The sequence below is a fragment of the Streptomyces achromogenes subsp. achromogenes genome (assembly GCF_000720835.1).
Classification (GTDB): domain Bacteria; phylum Actinomycetota; class Actinomycetes; order Streptomycetales; family Streptomycetaceae; genus Streptomyces; species Streptomyces achromogenes.
In genome coordinates, this window is sequence record NZ_JODT01000017.1 from 189,498 (window position 1) to 204,949 (window position 15,452).

General features: G+C 73.9%; 13 protein-coding genes. 7 read left to right on the forward strand and 6 right to left on the reverse strand.

The annotated features are described in order from the left end of the window. Positions 1–101 precede the first annotated feature (101 nt). Both IH25_RS0118710 and IH25_RS0118715 read right to left on the reverse strand, forming a co-directional pair. Positions 102–983, reverse strand: coding sequence for a diacylglycerol kinase family protein (locus tag IH25_RS0118710; protein WP_030611224.1), 882 nt, complete (start codon positions 981–983; stop codon positions 102–104). A 38-nt stretch (positions 984–1,021) separates the two neighbouring features. Then, entirely contained in the window at positions 1,022–2,635 is a 1,614-nt protein-coding gene (locus IH25_RS0118715) for an FAD-binding oxidoreductase (RefSeq protein WP_030611228.1), read from the reverse strand. A gap of 198 nt (positions 2,636–2,833) precedes the next feature. Here IH25_RS0118715 and IH25_RS0118720 point away from each other — a divergent pair, with 198 nt between their 5' ends. Beyond that, on the forward strand, positions 2,834–3,433 hold the full coding sequence (locus IH25_RS0118720) for a TetR/AcrR family transcriptional regulator (protein ID WP_030611230.1): 600 nt from the start codon (positions 2,834–2,836) through the stop codon (positions 3,431–3,433). Beyond that, positions 3,430–5,004: a glycerol-3-phosphate dehydrogenase/oxidase gene (locus tag IH25_RS0118725; protein WP_030611233.1), complete on the forward strand. Its 1,575-nt coding sequence runs from the start codon at positions 3,430–3,432 to the stop codon at positions 5,002–5,004. Before IH25_RS0118720 ends, IH25_RS0118725 begins: the two co-directional genes overlap by 4 nt. A gap of 180 nt (positions 5,005–5,184) precedes the next feature. Here the strand turns inward: IH25_RS0118725 and IH25_RS0118730 are convergent, their stop codons facing one another. Together IH25_RS0118730 and IH25_RS0118735 are read right to left on the reverse strand one after the other, a co-directional pair. Next, complete coding sequence (locus IH25_RS0118730) at positions 5,185–6,636, reverse strand: WGR domain-containing protein (protein WP_030611235.1); 1,452 nt, start codon at positions 6,634–6,636, stop codon at positions 5,185–5,187. A 113-nt stretch (positions 6,637–6,749) separates the two neighbouring features. After that, on the reverse strand, positions 6,750–7,394 hold the full coding sequence (locus IH25_RS0118735; RefSeq protein WP_030611239.1) for a TetR family transcriptional regulator: 645 nt from the start codon (positions 7,392–7,394) through the stop codon (positions 6,750–6,752). A gap of 161 nt (positions 7,395–7,555) precedes the next feature. Here IH25_RS0118735 and IH25_RS0118740 point away from each other — a divergent pair, with 161 nt between their 5' ends. Next, complete coding sequence (locus IH25_RS0118740) at positions 7,556–8,341, forward strand: SDR family NAD(P)-dependent oxidoreductase (RefSeq protein WP_030611242.1); 786 nt, start codon at positions 7,556–7,558, stop codon at positions 8,339–8,341. Between the two features lie 96 nt (positions 8,342–8,437). On the opposite strand, the gene IH25_RS0118745 is transcribed toward IH25_RS0118740, so the two are convergent. Continuing rightward, positions 8,438–10,042 carry an ABC-F family ATP-binding cassette domain-containing protein gene (locus tag IH25_RS0118745; RefSeq protein ID WP_030611245.1) on the reverse strand — a complete coding sequence of 535 codons (1,605 nt, stop codon included), beginning with the start codon at positions 10,040–10,042 and terminating at the stop codon, positions 8,438–8,440. Between the two features lie 646 nt (positions 10,043–10,688). Between IH25_RS0118745 and IH25_RS0118750 the strand changes: the two genes are divergently transcribed. The 3 genes from IH25_RS0118750 (at position 10,689) to IH25_RS0118760 (ending at position 14,103) form a co-directional block, all read left to right on the forward strand. Continuing rightward, positions 10,689–11,486, forward strand: coding sequence for an SAM-dependent methyltransferase (locus IH25_RS0118750; RefSeq protein ID WP_030611247.1), 798 nt, complete (start codon positions 10,689–10,691; stop codon positions 11,484–11,486). A 254-nt stretch (positions 11,487–11,740) separates the two neighbouring features. Next, the gene (locus tag IH25_RS0118755) at positions 11,741–13,219 is read left to right on the forward strand and encodes a glutamate-cysteine ligase family protein (protein ID WP_030611250.1); all 1,479 of its coding nucleotides are present in this window, start codon (positions 11,741–11,743) and stop codon (positions 13,217–13,219) included. Between the two features lie 152 nt (positions 13,220–13,371). After that, a complete protein-coding gene (locus IH25_RS0118760) occupies positions 13,372–14,103 on the forward strand; it encodes a Type 1 glutamine amidotransferase-like domain-containing protein (RefSeq protein ID WP_030611251.1) in 732 nt (243 codons plus the stop codon). A gap of 129 nt (positions 14,104–14,232) precedes the next feature. Here IH25_RS0118760 and IH25_RS0118765 read toward each other — a convergent pair whose 3' ends face one another. Further along, positions 14,233–14,619, reverse strand: a complete 387-nt coding sequence (locus tag IH25_RS0118765; RefSeq protein WP_030611253.1) for a winged helix-turn-helix transcriptional regulator — start codon at positions 14,617–14,619, stop codon at positions 14,233–14,235. A gap of 129 nt (positions 14,620–14,748) precedes the next feature. Between IH25_RS0118765 and IH25_RS0118770 the strand changes: the two genes are divergently transcribed. Next, a complete protein-coding gene (locus IH25_RS0118770; RefSeq protein ID WP_030611255.1) occupies positions 14,749–15,399 on the forward strand; it encodes an FMN-dependent NADH-azoreductase in 651 nt (216 codons plus the stop codon). Positions 15,400–15,452: the final 53 nt, after the last annotated feature.

Here is a 15,452-nt window from a genome sequence, read left to right on the forward strand (position 1 = left end):
CCGGCCCACCACCCCTCCCCAGGCACCTTCCGCCTACCCGGGGACGGGCGGGTGATGCTCCGTGAACCCCGGGGAAACACAGCCGAGTTGACAGGGCGGGGTCAGTACAGGACCGGCAGGTCGGCGGGGCGGACCCGCAGGGTGACCGGCAGGGTGGCCTCCACCTCGCCGTCGGCGCCGTAGGGGACGGGCCGGCCGGCCTCGATGCGCAGCTCCCGGCCGCGCAGCACCCGCACCTCGGGGCGGCGGACGTGGGCGCCGGTCCGCAACTCGTTCATCAGGGTGAAGAACAGCCGGCGCGGGGCCTCGCGGATCAGCACGATGTCGAGCAGCCCGTCGTCCACCCGCGCACCGGGGGCGATCAGCCGGCCCGAGCCGTAATAAGGGGAGTTGGCGGCGACGACGGTGTAGCCGCGGTGGGTGTGCTCCGTCCCGTCGACGGTGACGCGGTAGTCGGCGGGCCGCCAGGAGGTGACGGCGCGCAGTCCGCCCGCGTAGTAGGAGGCGGCGCCGCGCAGCAGCCGGGCGTTGTTGGCGTGCCGGTTGGCCTCCGCGTCGACACCGGCGTACACGCTGCCCAGCACCACCGCGCGCGGGTGGACGGCCGACTCCACCTCGATGGTGTCGACGGGCCGGGGCTCGGCGTGCAGCAGGATGTCCGCCAGCGCCTCGGGCTCGGCCGGCAGACCCAGCGCGCGGGCGAAGTCGTTGCCGCGTCCGGCGGGTACGAGGCCCAGGACGGTCCCGGTTCCGCTGAGCGCCCCGCCGATGCCGCCGACGATGCCGTCGCCGCCCACGGCCAGCACGATCCGGCCGCGCTCACCGGCCGTACGGGCGATGTCCTGGGCGTGGGCGAGGCTGTGGCTGTACTCCGTCTCCAGCCCGGCCCCCGCTTCGCGGAGCAGCCGGGCCAGCCGGAGCAGGGTCGCCGCCCCGGTGGAGCCGCCCGCGGTGGGGTTGACGACGGCGGTGAACTGGCGCATCGGTGGGCCTCCGAGGCAGGCGGTCGGATCGGGCGGGGTCAGTCGGTGGGCAGCAGGACGCCGGGGTTGAGCAGGCCGTCCGGGTCCAGGCGGCACTTGACGGCGCGCAGCGCCGAGACGCCGAGCGGGCCGGCCTCGCGGACGTACCAGTCGCGGTGGTCGGTGCCCACCCCGTGGTGGTGGGAGATGGTGCCGCCGGCGGCGAGTACGGCTTCGTTGGCCGCGTGCTTGGCGGGCGCCCAGTGGGCCACCGGGTCCTCGCCCTGGGCGCTGACGACGGTGAAGTACAGCGAGGCGCCGTTCTCGTACACGTGGGAGATGTGGCACATCACCAGCGGCGGGGTGCCGGCCCGGGTGAGGGTGTCGGTCAGGGCGGTGCGGACCGCCGTGTACAGCTCGGGGATCCGGGACCAGAACGCGGCGGTCTCCAGGGTCTCGGCGAAGGCACCGACGTCGAGCAGGGCGTCGCGCAGATAGGGCGCGGAGTAGCGGCCGTGGGCCCAGCGTTCGCCGGGTTCGGTGCCGGTCGGGGTGCCGCCGCAGGCCGTCAGGACGTCCGCGGCGCGGGCCCGCCGGTACGCGGTGTCCTCCGCCGTGCCTTCGTAGCCGGTGATCGCCAGGCATCCGGCGCCGCCCTCCTCCGGGCCGGCACCGCCCTCCTCCGGGCCGGCGCCGATCGCGTCGGGCTGGGCGAGCCCGATGAGCGTCTCGATCTCGTCGGACAGGCGCAGCACGGTGGGCCGGGGCCCGTCCTGGGCGAGCCGGCGCAGCGCGGCGGTGCCCTCCTGGAAGGAGCCGAACCGCCAGCCCTCGTACACGCGGGTCTCGGGCAGCGGGCGGATCCGTACGGTGACGGAGGTGATGACGCCGAAGGCGCCCTCCGAGCCGAGGATAAGCTGGCGCAGGTCGGGTCCGGCGGCGGAGCGCGGGGCGCGGCCGGTGTCGAGGGTGCCCTGGGGGGTGGCGAGGGTGAGGGCGAGCACCATCTCGTCGAAGCGGCCGTATCCGGCGGACGCCTGTCCGCTGGAGCGGGCGGCGGCGAAGCCGCCGATGGTGGCCCACTCGAAGGACTGCGGGAAGTGGCCGAGGGTGTAGCCGTGTTCGTTGAGCCGCCGTTCGGCCTCGGGGGCGCGCAGGCCGGGCTGGAGGACGGCGGTGCGCGAGACGGGGTCCAGGTCGAGCAGGCCGTTCATGCGGCGCAGGTCGAGGGCGACGAACATGCCGCGTCGGGGGGCGAGTCCGCCCACCACGGAGGTGCCGCCGCCGAAGGGGACGACGGCCAGGCCGTGCGCGGCGCAGGCGCGCAGCACGGCGAGGACCTCGTCGTGACCGGCGGGCAGGACGACGGCCTGGGGTATGTCGGCGACGTCTCCGGCGCGGATGCGCAGCAGGTCGGGGGTGGACTTGCCGCGGGTGTGCCGGATGCGGCTCTCGGCGTCCGTGCGGACGTGCTCCTCGCCGCCGACGGCCTCGGCGAGGGCCTTCAGGGCGGCGGGCCGGGCCGTGACGGCGGGCGGGCGGAGGTCCGCCAGGCCGAGGGCGGGCGTGCTGCGCGGCTTGACGCCGAGCAGGTCGCGCAGCAGCCCGGTCACCGTGTCGGGCAGCGGTGCCGCCTTGGCCGGGTCGCCCCAGCCGTTCCACAGCATGTCCATTGAACGGTCGTCCTCACAGGGTTGGTGGGCTGGTCTTCACGCGGGTCGGTGCGGTGTGGCCGGGGGCTTGGTGCGTCGGCTACAGGGGGTGTGCGAGGGTCCGGACGGTGCTCGGTTCGCGCCGCTGGGCGCCGTGTGCGGGTGGGGCGGTCCCGCGGTCCCCTTCCGTCCCGCCCCCAGGGCGTTACACTGTGACACATGACGCCTATTCGTCACAACGGTCCGGACGGCGATCCCGTGCTCGACGCGCTACGCGACTGTGTGCTGGCCGTCGGGGTGCGGCGCACCACGCTCGCCGATGTCGCCCGCCGCGCCGGGGTCTCCCGGATGACGCTCTACCGGCGCTGGCCGGACCTGCGGACGCTGGTGGGCGACCTGATGACCCGGGAGTGGATCGACGTGGCCACCCGGGCGATCCCGCGGCCCGAGCCCGGCGTCGCCACACGCACCCGGATCGTGGACGGGCTGGTGGCCGGGGTCGAGGCGTTCCGGGCGCACCCCCTCTTCCGCAAGATCGTCGACGTCGATCCGGAACTGCTGCTGCCGTACGTCCTCGACCGGCGCGGCGCGAGCCAGGAGGCGCTGCTGGCGCTGCTGGGCGACGCGCTGCGCGAGGGCCACGCGGACGGCTCCGTACGGCCCGGCCATACCGAACGGCAGGCCCGTGCCCTGCTGTTGACCGTGCAGTCCTTCACCTTGTCCCTGCGCACGATGACCGACGAGGACGATCCGGAGCTGGACTCCGCCGCGTTCCTCGGTGAGCTGCGCGCCCTTCTGGAGAGGACCCTGACGCCATGAGCCACACCGAGGCCGCGCCCGGCTCGTCCCTGAGCGCACACCGGCGCGACCGGGAACTGGCGGAGGCCGCCGACGGCCGGGTGGCCGACGTCCTGGTGGTCGGACTCGGCGCGACGGGCGCCGGGGCGGCCCTGGACGCGGCGGCCCGCGGGCTGGACGTCGTCGCGGTGGACGCCCACGACCTGGCCTTCGGCACCTCCCGCTGGAGCTCGAAGCTGATCCACGGCGGGCTGCGCTATCTGGCCTCGGCGCAGTTCGACGTCGCCCATGAGAGCGCGGTGGAGCGCGGGGTGCTGATGACCCGTACGGCGCCGCACCTGGTGGCCGCCCAGCCGTTCGTGCTGCCGCTGACCCCGCTGGTGTCCCGGGCCCAGGCCGCGCTGGCGTGGGCCGGCTTCCGGGCCGGGGACGTGCTGCGGGTGGCCGCCCGTACGCCGCGGCAGGTGCTGCCCGCGCCGCGCCGGCTGCCGGCGACCGAGGCACGGCACCTGGCGCCGTCGGTCCGCGCGGCCGGGCTGCGCGGCGGGCTGCTGTCCTGGGACGGCCGGGTGGCCGACGACGCCCGTCTGGTGACCGCCCTGGCCCGGACGGCCGCCGCGCGCGGCGCCCGGGTGCTGACCCGGGTACGCGCACTGGAGCTGACCGGGACGGGCGCCCGGATCCGGGACGAACTCACCGGCGAGGAGGGCGAGATCAGGGCGCGGGCCGTGATCAACGCGGCCGGGGTGTGGGCGGGCGCCCTCGGCGAGGGCATCCGGATCCGCCCGTCGCGCGGCACCCATCTGGTCCTGCGCTCGGAGCGGCTCGGCGCCCTGCCGGCCGGGCTGCACATCCCGATCCCCGGGGAGACCAACCGCTTCGTGCTGGTGCTGCCGCAGGGGGACGGCCGGGTCTACGTCGGACTGACCGACGAGCCGGTGGACGGCGGGGTCCCGGACGTGCCCGAGGTGCCCGAGAGCGACATCGGTTTCCTGCTGGACGTGCTCGGCTCCGTCCTGGACGCCCCGGTGGCCAGGGAGGAGGTGGTCGGCGCCTTCGCCGGGCTGCGCCCCCTGCTCGACGCCTCGCCCGGCGCCGGTGACCCGGCCCGCACCTCGGACATCTCCCGCCGGCACGCGGTGCTCACCTCGCCCGACGGTGTCACCACCGTGGTCGGCGGCAAGCTGACCACGTACCGGCGGATGGCGCAGGACGCCGTGGACGCCGCCGCCGAGGCGCGGGGTCTGCGCGCGGCCCCCTCCCCCACCGCCGCCCTGCCGCTGATCGGCGCCGCCGCCCCCGAGCGGCTGCGCGCGCTGCCCGCTCCCCGCCGTCTGGTCCACCGCTACGGCACCGAGGCCATGGCCGTCCACGCCCTCACCGCCGAGGATCCCGGCCTGGCCGAGCCCGTGCTCCCCGGCCATCCCGTCACCCGCGCCGAGCTCCTCTGGGCGATCCGCCACGAGGGCGCCCTGGACGAGTCCGACCTCCTGGACCGCCGCACCCGGATCGGCCTGGTCCCCCGGGACCGCGCCGAGGCACTGCCCGTGGCACGGCGGATGCTGGACGGGGCGCGCACCGTCCGCCCCTGACCCGGACCGACCGGTCGCCCCTCCACCGGCTCCCCCTCGCGCCGCGCCCGGCAGGGAGGTCCAGGTCCCACCACGGCCCCGGACGGGCGGGCCTGGGCCGAGGAGTGGCCCGGCCCGGTACCGCCGCCGGATGCCGTTCCGTGCTGCCGGTACGGTCGCGGGGGCCTGGGGCAGGCGGGATCAGAGGAGGCGGCGGATGTCGCCGCGCACCCGGTAGAACCCGCCCGACGCGGGGTGCAGGGCGTCCACGACGTAGCGGGCGCCGACTTCGCGTATCGCGCGGGGGAACTGGACGTTCCAGGAGTGGTCGTAGCCTTCGCTGACGACGTGCACCCGGACCCGGCCGGCCTCCTGGACGCATTCGACCACGACCGCTCCGGCGGGTGCCCGGTCGACCGTGGAGACCGCGGTCACGGCCAGGGCCGGGGCGTACGTCGGTGTGGCGGCGGCGAGCTTGACGTCCCGCACCACCGGGACCGTGCCCCGCTCGGCCGCGGCGATCGCCGCCTCGCTCGCGTCGACGCACACCAGGGAGCCGTCGGTGGTGACCAGGTACAGCCGCTCGTCGCGGTACTGCATGGACAGCGCCGAGCCGCCGCCCGTGCCCAGCTTCCACAGCCGCCTGCCGTCCTGGTCGAAGCAGTAGACCGAGGAGGCCGCGTCCCCGGCGAAGACGAACCGGCCGCCGGGTGAGGTGGCGCACGAGTACACCGCGCTGTCGCAGGCGTACGTCGCCTCGATCGCGCCGGTGGCCTTCGACAGCCGCTGGACCACGCGGTGCGCCGTGCCCGCGTACACCGCGTCCCGCTCCTGCCAGCCGAAGAGCACGCCGCCCTTGGTGGGGGTGTGCCACAACTCGCCGCCGCCGTCCGGCGCGTAGGCGGTGACACCCCGATGGTGGCCGTGGTAGACGGCCCGGTCGTCGGCGCGGACCATCCAGGCGTGCTCGCCCTGGCTGCGGCGGGACCACTGGTGTTCGTCCTCGTGGTCGATGACGGTGAGCCTGCCGTCGCGGTCCGAGACGTCCAGGACGCCCTCGTGGATGTCCAGCCAGAAGATGTCGACGTCGGCGGCGATGTCGTAGGCGGCGAAGGGCAGTTTGGAGGACAGGTCGTACACCGTGCCGTCGTCGCAGCCGGCGTAGATCCAGAAGTCGTCGGCGACCAGGCACTTCACGCCGTCCGGCAGGCTGAAGCGGGCCAGCACGGCGCCCTCGTGGTCCAGGGTGTAGACGTCGCCGGCCTGGTTGCCCACCCAGCAGCGCTCGTCGTCCACGTGGATGCCGAACGCGGCCGAGCCGGTGCGGAACCGCCACAGCACCGGTGCCACGGCCCGCGCCGTGGAGGGTGCCGAGCTGACCTGACGGCGGGTCACCGCGCGGGGTGCGCGCTGCCCTCGCACGGCCGGCGCGTATCCCTTGCGAATCTTCTCGCCGGCCTTCTTGGCGGCGGCGGCCCGCGCCTTCTCCTCGGTCGGGAACGTCGTCGTCTGCGTCTGCCCGGCGGCGCCGATCCTGCCGTAGCGCACCGTCACCACCCGGCCGTCGACGGTCACCTCGTAGAACTTGTGGGCGCCGCCGCCCTCCTGCGACAGCTCCAGGTACGTCGTCGACACCGCGGACCCCGTGGACATGGCAGACCCCTCCCCAAGACGGACCCGCGGCCGTTCCGGCGGGCCCCCGACTGCTGTTCACCGTAGGGGCACCCACTGACAACGGCCCCGTGCCGGGACCGGGGCCGGCCGTCCTACCGGTCGCGGTCGGCAGACAACTCCCCCATTCCGCCGAGGAGTTGTCGCAGGCACCGGAGTGCGAGCGCGGCCGGTGAGCCCTCTCCCGCGACGCCCGCCTCCGTGGCGGCCCAGGTCTCCAGGGCGATGCGGATCGCGTCCGTGGCCGCCGCCGCGACCAGGCGCACCTGCAGGGCCTCCAGGCGCCCGTCCGCCAGCCGGGCGACGACCGGGACGAGCCGTTCCTCCGACTCCTGGTTCACCCGGTACCACACCGCGCGCAGCGCGGGATCGTCCGCGGCGGCCCGCAGCAGTCCCCGGGTCCGCTCCAGCGCCGCGGCGGCCTCCTCGTCGGGTGCCGCCAGCGATTCCTCGACCGCCGCACCCAGCGCCCGGAGCAGGCCGGTCCCGGGTTCGGCCGCCTCCAGCAGCGCCCGCCACCGGTCGGCGCCGGCCGCGAGCAGGGGGCTCACCGCGTCCTGCTTGGAGCGGAAGTAGCGGTAGAAGGTGCGCAGCGCGACGCCCGCGTGCAGGGCGATCTCCTCGGCGGTGGTCGCGTGCGGCCCCCGCGCGGCGAACAGCTCCGCCGCCGCGTGGGCGATGTCCAGCTGGGTCGCGGCCTTGCGGCGCTCGGTGAGGGAGGTGGGCGGCTTGGTGCTCATTCCAGAAGAGTACGGTCCGAGGAGCCTGGATGGCACGGAATGACGAAATGGCAAAACGTGCCACCTAGGCGTAACGTGAAGCCTATCGGGGCGTCGGACGGCAAGAGAACCGGCGTCGCACAGGGCCCGCCGCACCCCGGCGGGACGGGCAGGAGAAACACATGAACCGCTACGAAGGCCGCCGCGTGCTGATCACCGGGGGCGGCTCCGGCATCGGCCAGGCCACCGTGCTGCGCGTCCTCGCCGAGGGCGGCAGCGTGGTCGCCGCGGACGTGAGCGAGCGGGGTCTGCGGGACACCGAGGAGAAGGCGGCCGGGTACGCGGACCGGCTCACCACCCTCGTCGTCGACGTAGCCGACGAGGCCTCCGTACGCGCCGGGGTCGCCGCCGCGACGGCCGCGCTCGGCGGACTGGACGTGCTGGTCAACGCCGCAGGGATCCTGCGCTCCTCGCACTCGCACCGGACGAGCCTGGAGGAGTTCACCCGCGTCCTCCAGGTGAACCTGGTCGGCACGTTCCTGGTGATCCGCGAGGCGATCCCGGCCCTGCTGGCGGGCCGGGACGCGGCGGTCGTCAACTTCAGCTCCACCTCGGCCGTCTTCGCCCACCCCTATATGGCGGCGTACGCGGCGAGCAAGGGCGGCATCCAGTCGATGACGCACGCGCTCGCCTCCGAGTACGCGAGCCGGGGCATCCGCTTCACCGCCGTGCAGCCCGGTTCGATCTCCAGCGGGATGACCGACGGCAGCGGCGCCAGCGGGCGGAGCAGCGGGCCCGGGCTGCCCGCCGACGCCGACATGGGCCTGTTCGCGAAGCTCTCCCCGGCGCTCGGCCAGGGGTTCGCCGGCCCGGAGACGGTGGCCTCCGTGGTGGCGATGCTCGGCTCGCGGGACGGCGCGTTCATCACCGGCACCGAGATCCGCGTCGACGGCGGCACGCATTTCTGACCGCCGTACGGACCCGTGCCTGTGAACGCCCGGGACGTGCTCCGGGCCGGGAGAGGCCGGCGGGCCCCTGTGCCCCGGCCCGGAGTGCGCCCCGGGTCAGGCGAGGGCGATCAGGTCGCGGTAGTCCTCGCTCCACAGGTCCTCGTCCGCGTCCGGCAGCAGCAGGACCCGGTCAGGGCGCAGGGCGTCGATGGCGCCCTCGTCGTGGGTGACCATCACGATCGCGCCGGGATACGAGCCGACCGCGGCCAGCACTTCGGCGCGGGAGGCGGGGTCCAGGTTGTTGGTCGGCTCGTCCAGGAGCAGCACGTTCGCCCCGGAGTGGACCAGGCCGGCCAGCGCCAGCCGGGTCTTCTCGCCGCCCGACAGCACGCCGGCGGGCTTGCCGGCGTCGTCCCCGGTGAACAGGAAGGCGCCCAGGACGCTCCGGGCCTCGCCCGGGGTCAGGTGCGGTGCGGCCAGGGCCAGGTTCTCCGGGACCGTGCGCCGGGGGTCGAGCGTGTCGTGCTCCTGCGCGAAGTAGCCCAGCCGCAGCCCGTGCCCGTGCACCACCCGCCCGGTGTCGGGGCGCTCGGCGCCGGCCAGGATCCGCAGCAGGGTGGTCTTGCCGGCGCCGTTCAGGCCGAGCACCACCAGCCGGCTGCCCCGGTCCACGGCCAGGTCCACCCCGGCGAGGACGCGGTGGCCGCCGTAGGACTTGGCGAGGCTGACGGCGCCGAGCGGTGTCCGGCCGCAGGGAGCGGGTTCGGGCAGCCGGATGCGCGCGGTCTTCTCGGCGCGCCGCCGCGGCTCCAGCCCGGCCAGCATCCGGTCCGCGCGCCGGGCCATGCTCCGGGCCATGGTGGCGGTGGCGGAGCGGGCCTTCATCCGGTCGGCCTGCGCGTGCAGCGCGGCGGCCTTGCGTTCGGCGCTCGCCCGCTCCCGGGTGCGGCGCCGCTCGTCCGCCTCGCGCCGGGTGAGGTACGTCCGCCAGCCCGTGTTGTGGATGTCGACCGTCGCCCGGGCCGGGTCCAGGTGGAAGACGCGGTTGACGACGTCGGCGAGCAGGGCCGTGTCGTGGCTGATCACCACCAGACCGCCCTGGTGGGTCTGGAGGAAGGCGCGCAGCCAGGCGAGCGAGTCGGCGTCGAGGTGGTTGGTCGGCTCGTCCAGCAGCAGGGTGCGGTCGGTTCCGGCGAACAGGATGCGGGCCAGCTCCACCCGGCGCTTCTGCCCGCCGGACAGGGTGCCGACGGGCGCACCCAGCACCCGTTCGGGCAGACCGAGTCCGGCCGCGATCCGGGCCGCCTCGGCCTCGGCGGCGTAGCCCCCGCCGGCCTGGAAGGCGGCCTCGGCGCGGGCGTAGGCGCGCATCGCCCGGTCCAGTTCCGGCGTGCCGGCGGCGGTGGCCAGCGCCGCCTCGGCCGCGCGCAGGGCGCGCAGGGCGGTGTCGAGGCCGCGGGCGGACAGGATGCGGTCGGTGACGGTCACGGCCGGGTCGGCGGCGCGCGAGTCCTGCGCGAGGAAGCCGACCGGGCCGGTGCGGACGATGTCGCCGGCGGTGGGCCCGGAGTGTCCGGCGAGGGCGGTCATCAGGGTGGTCTTGCCCGCGCCGTTGCGGCCGACGAGGCCGATCCGGTCGCCGGGCGAGACGGTGAAGGAGACGCCGGTCAGCAGGAGGCGGGCACCGGCGCGCAGCTCGACATCACGAGCGGTGATCATGGGGTAACGCTCCGAAAAAGCGAGAGGACACACTTCTGGCGTGGAAGCGGGTTCTCGGCTAGGAGATTCGGGGCGTAGACATGCGGTCACGGTAACGCGGGTGAGGTCGTCGGCGCACACGTTTTTCGGCGGGTGCTGCTTTGTGTGAGCGCTGTCTCGCGGTGGGGTCTGCCTCGGCGGTGAACCCCGGTTCATCCGTGAACGCTGTTCGCGGGGGCGACCGACGGGGCGGGGAACGGCCCGAGCGCAATGGATTCACCGTTCCCCGCCCCTGCCGGGCGGCCCGCCGACGCCTGGGCGGCCGAGACGGCGTGCCGGCCCGAGGGGGACGGCCGGCGGACGTGCCCGCACCGCCGGTCCTGTTCCGACTCTCCGTCCCCGGTGGCGCGTGTGCCACCTGACGGGAGCCGGCCGGGTGAGACCCTCGGGCGATCCCGCCGACGTCGGAGGCCGTAGGCGCGGCTGAGGAGGTGGAGGTACGGCCGGAGGGCGGAGGTACGACTCGGGGCGGAAGTACGACTGTAGAACGGGCTCCCTCTGCCCCGCGGCCTGCGGGAACTCCCGTGCCCCTCCCTGAAGTTCCTATGGGAGGCTGTGCCCGGCCGTCGCGGACCGAGGCCGGGCCGGCCGCCGAGAGGAGCACAGCGTGACAGAGAACGGCTACGAGGCCGTCACCATCGACACCAGCAAGCCGCACCCCGCGCGGATCTACGACTATCTGCTGGGCGGCAAGGACAACTACGAGGTGGACCAGCAGGCGGGCGACGCGCTGGCCGCCGCGGCCCCCGAGGCACGCATCGGCGTCCGGGCGAACCGCGCCTTTTTGGAACGTGCCGTCCGATACGTGGTGGGCAGCGGTGTCCGGCAGATCCTGGACATCGGCACCGGGCTGCCCACGTCCCCGAACGTGCACGAGGTCGCCCAGACGGTGGCGCCCGACGTCCGCGTGGCCTACGTCGACAACGACCCGATCGTCGCCGCGCACGGCAACGCCCTGCTCAGCCGCTCCGGTACGACCCGTATCATCCTCGGCGACCTGCGCGACCCGCGCGCCGTGCTGAACCACCCCGATGTCCGCCAGCTCATCGACTTCGACCAGCCGGTGGCCCTGCTCCTCGTCGCCATCCTGCACTTTCTGGCCGACGCGGACCGGCCCGCCGAGGTCGTCGCCACGCTGCGCGACGCGCTGCCCGCCGGAAGCTTCCTGGTGCTGTCGCACGCCACGGGAGACTTCGCCGACCGCACCGACGCCCAGGCCGTCTACACCAACGCCACCGCGTCCCTGAACCTGCGCGGCCGGGCCGAGGTGGAGCGGTTCTTCGACGGTTTCGAACTGGTGGAACCGGGCCTGGCCCAGGTCCCGTTCTGGCGCCCGGACGCCCCGCCACCGCCCCGGTCCGAGGACATAGGCTTCTACGGCGGCGTGGCCCGCAAGAAGTCCTGACCACCGCACACCCCCGTTCCCGCTTCCCCTGCCGGCGGCACCCGGCCGCCGACAGGGCCGGAGGCGTGGACCGGCACCCACCACGGTCCGGCCGCCAGGAGTACGGCAGCCGCCGGTCACTCGCCATGACCGCGCAACCGGCCACCGGCCCCTCCCTTCTCTTCTCTCTCCCCTCCCCCGGCCTGCATGGTGCCCCGGTCCCCCCGGTGCGACGCTGGAGAAGAAGCTGTCCGACGAGGGGACCTGGAGGGCCGATGGGACGGGATGTCCCGGCGCTCGTCTTCACCCGCGAGGACCGCCGCCGGTACCGGATCAAGATGCAGGCGTGTCTGGAGGCGTTCGCGCACATGCTGCGCGAGGCGCGTTTCGAGGCGGAACGTCCTCAGGTCGGCCTGGAGATAGAGCTGAACCTGGTGGACGACGCCGGCGAGCCGGCGATGCGCAACGCCGATGTGCTGGCGGCGATCTCCGACCCCGCGTGGTCCACCGAGCTGGGCCGCTTCAACCTGGAGATCAACGTTCCGCCCCGGCGGCTGACCGCGGGCGGTCCGGACGCCTGGGAGGCGGAGATCCGGACCGCGCTGAACCACGCCGACGAGCGGGCCCGGTCGGCCGGCGCCCGGCTGATCATGATCGGGATCCTGCCCACCCTGCGGCAGGAGGAGATCGGCGAGGACGCGTTGTCGGAGAACCCCCGCTACCGGTTGCTCAACGACCAGGTCTTCGCGGCCCGCGGCGAGGACCTGCGCATCGAGATCGACGGGACGGACCGGCTGCGGACCTACGCCGACACGATCACCCCGGAGGCCGCGTGCACCAGCACGCAGTTCCATCTCCAGGTGTCGCCGGAGGAGTTCGCCGGCTACTGGAACGCGGCACAGGCGATCGCCGGGGTGCAGGTCGCGCTCGCGGCCAACTCGCCGTTCCTGTTCGGCAAGGAGCTGTGGCACGAGACCCGGATCCCGCTGTTCGAGCAGGCCACCGACACCCGCCCGGAGGAGATCAAGGTGCAGGGGGTGCGGCCCCGGGTGTGGTTCGGGGAACGGTGGATCAACAGTGTCTTCGACCTGTTCGAGGAGAACCTGCGCTATTTCCCGGCCCTCCTTCCGCTGTGCGACGCGCAGGACCCGGTGGAGACACTGGACCGCGGCGACGTCCCCGAACTGGCCGAACTCACCCTGCACAACGGCACGATCTACCGCTGGAACCGGCCGGTGTACGCCGTCGCCCACGACCGGCCGCACATCCGGGTGGAGAACCGGGTGCTGCCCGCCGGCCCGACCGTCGCCGACATCCTCGCCAACGGGGCCTTCTACTACGGACTGACCCGGGCGCTGGTGGAGGAGGACCGGCCGGTGTGGTCGCGGATGTCCTTCGCCGCCGCCGAGGAGAATCTGCACACCGCCGCCCGGCTGGGCATCGAGGCGCCGCTGTACTGGCCCGGGATGGGCGAGGTACCGGCGCCGGAGCTGGTGCTGCGCCGGCTGCTGCCGCTCGCGCACCGGGGCCTGGAGTACTCCGGCATGGACGCGGCCTGGCGGGAGCCGCTGCTCGGGGTGATCGAGCAGCGGTGTGTGACGGCGCGCAACGGAGCGGTGTGGCAGAAGGAGATGCTCCACCACATCGAGGCCACCACGCACACCGGCCGGCACGAGGCCCTGCGCCGGATGACCGAGGTGTACATCGACTACATGCACCTCAACGCCCCGGTGCACACCTGGCCGGTCGACTGAACCCGGCCGGCCCGGGCACGCGCGCCGGCGCCCGCCCACCGGCTCACGGCCGTGAGGAACTATTCGATTGCGCACGTAGCCGATGGCTTGGCACCGTTCAGGGCACAGTGCGCGTCCGAACCCTGATCCGAGGAGGCACCCTCGTGGCCGTCATGCCGGAACGTCGTCTGGCTCTCCTCGGAGGCGGCTTCTCCACCGACGACGACGGCCTGCTGGACGACTGGGTGCTCGACCAAGTGCCCGGTCCGCGCCCCAAGGTGTGCTTCCTCCCGACAGCCAGTGGTGACGCGCCCGCCTACATCGAGCAGTTCTTCAGCGCGTACGGGTCTCGTTCCTGCGAGCCCACCGTCCTGCCTCTGTTCCGGCGGGAGCTCGATGACGACGCCCTGCGCGCGTTCCTGCTCTCTCAGGACGTCATCTACGCGGGTGGCGGCAACACGGCGAACATGCTGGCGGTCTGGCGCGTGCACGGCGTGGACCGGCTGCTGCGCGAGGCCTTCGACCGGGGGACCTTGCTGTGCGGCATCAGTGCCGGCGCCAACTGCTGGGCGGAAGGCTCCCACACCGACTCGTTCGGGCCACTGACTCACCTCTCGGACGGGTTGGGCCTGCTGCCCGGCTCGGTGTGCCCGCACTACGACAGTGAGCCCGGCCGGCGACCTTCGTACCAGGCGGCCGTGGCACATCGCGCGCTTCCACCCGGCTGGGCAGTCGAGGACGGCGTCGGCGCTCTCTTCACAAACGGTCAGCTGACGGACTCCGTGACACGTATCCCGCAGGCCTGCCTGTACCGGGTAGAGCCCGACGAGGACGCCGGAGCCAAGGAGCAGGCCGTGCCCTGCCGCCTCCTCGCCGCACCACAGCGGCCCACTACAGCACCATGAACGGGTGAGAGACAGCTCGCCAGTTGGGGGGCCGGCAGCCGTGTGGGGCGTCAAGTCTAGGCAGGCAGCTGTTCGATCCACGGGGCAGCCGTCCCCCGTCCTCGAACCGGTCGTCCGCGGCCAGAAGTGTCAGGCCGATGCTCGTCGTGGTCGGTCCAGGGCGGACTCGGTGCATGCCGGGACGTCCGGGAGGTGGACCTTCGCCCACTGGGCCAGTTCGCGCAGGGCGGGCTCCAGGGCTGCGCCGGCCTCGGTCAGCCGGTAGGAGACGCGCAGCGGGGGGCCCTCGTCGACCTCGCGCAGGACGAGGCCGGCGGCGCCGAGTTCGGCGAGGCGGTCGGAGAGCATGCGTTCGCTGATGCCGGGGACGGCCCGCCGCAGGTCGGTGAAGTAGGCGGGCTGACCCACCAGGACGGCCACGATCGGCCCGCTCCAGCGCTTGCCGAGGAGCTGGAAGACGCGGGTGATGCCGTCATCCACCCGCTTGCAGGCGGCGCTGTCGTGGTTCTCGTCCATGTCGCCAGCGTACTACCTCTCCGTAGGGTGCTGAAGAAAAGTAAGTTCATGTGATAAAAGTAGTCGAGTATGAGACAGCAGCCCGCGCTTCCGGCGTCCGGCTGTTCCCGCCCTTTTCTGGAGACGTCCATGGCCACCCTGCTCCACATCGATTCGTCCGTGTTCCCGGCCGAGGCGTCGGCCTCGCGCGTCGTGACGGAGGCCTTCCGCAAGCACTGGCAGGAGGAGCACCCGCAGGGCACGGTCATCTACCGCGACCTGGCGGCACAGCCCGTTCCGCACATCACCGCCGACACCCACCTCGCCGGCTTCACCGACCCGGCCACCCACACCCCCGAGCAGGCCGCCGCGTTCGCCGAGCGCGTCAAGCTGATCGAGGAGCTGGAGCAGGCCGACGCGGTGCTGATCGGCGCACCGATGTACAACTACACGATTCCCTCCACCCTCAAGGCGTGGCTGGACAACGTGATCCTGATGGGCCGCACCGCGGGCGAGACCCAGTCCGCCAAGGGCACCCCGGTGACCGTCGTCGCCAGCCGGGGCGGCTCCTACGCGCCGGGCACCCCGCGCGAGAGCTTCGAGTACGTGCAGAACTACCTCGACGCCGCGCTCGGCGGGGGCCTCGGCCTGGAGGTGCACTTCATCGTCCCGGAGCTGACCATGGCGACCGTCAACCCGGCCATGGCCGACCTGGTCCCGCTGTACGAGGCCTCCCGTGACCGCGCCCTGGAGGACGCCGCCACCAAGGCGCGGGAGCTGGCCAAGCGCGTCGCCGCCTGAGCACGCCCCGCCGACGCACGCCCCCGGCCCGCCCACGAGGTGGTCCGGGGGCG

Bases quoted from the DNA above. Each gene is read 5' to 3' on its own strand.
- IH25_RS0118710 (WP_030611224.1), bottom strand. From the start codon at position 983: ATGCGCCAGTTCACCGCCGTCGTCAACCCCACCGCGGGCGGCTCCACC.
- IH25_RS0118715 (WP_030611228.1), bottom strand. From the start codon at position 2,635: ATGGACATGCTGTGGAACGGCTGGGGCGACCCGGCCAAGGCGGCACCG.
- IH25_RS0118720 (WP_030611230.1), top strand. From the start codon at position 2,834: ATGACGCCTATTCGTCACAACGGTCCGGACGGCGATCCCGTGCTCGAC.
- IH25_RS0118725 (WP_030611233.1), top strand. From the start codon at position 3,430: ATGAGCCACACCGAGGCCGCGCCCGGCTCGTCCCTGAGCGCACACCGG.
- IH25_RS0118730 (WP_030611235.1), bottom strand. From the start codon at position 6,636: ATGTCCACGGGGTCCGCGGTGTCGACGACGTACCTGGAGCTGTCGCAG.
- IH25_RS0118735 (WP_030611239.1), bottom strand. From the start codon at position 7,394: ATGAGCACCAAGCCGCCCACCTCCCTCACCGAGCGCCGCAAGGCCGCG.
- IH25_RS0118740 (WP_030611242.1), top strand. From the start codon at position 7,556: ATGAACCGCTACGAAGGCCGCCGCGTGCTGATCACCGGGGGCGGCTCC.
- IH25_RS0118745 (WP_030611245.1), bottom strand. From the start codon at position 10,042: ATGATCACCGCTCGTGATGTCGAGCTGCGCGCCGGTGCCCGCCTCCTG.
- IH25_RS0118755 (WP_030611250.1), top strand. From the start codon at position 11,741: ATGGGACGGGATGTCCCGGCGCTCGTCTTCACCCGCGAGGACCGCCGC.
- IH25_RS0118760 (WP_030611251.1), top strand. From the start codon at position 13,372: ATGCCGGAACGTCGTCTGGCTCTCCTCGGAGGCGGCTTCTCCACCGAC.
- IH25_RS0118765 (WP_030611253.1), bottom strand. From the start codon at position 14,619: ATGGACGAGAACCACGACAGCGCCGCCTGCAAGCGGGTGGATGACGGC.
- IH25_RS0118770 (WP_030611255.1), top strand. From the start codon at position 14,749: ATGGCCACCCTGCTCCACATCGATTCGTCCGTGTTCCCGGCCGAGGCG.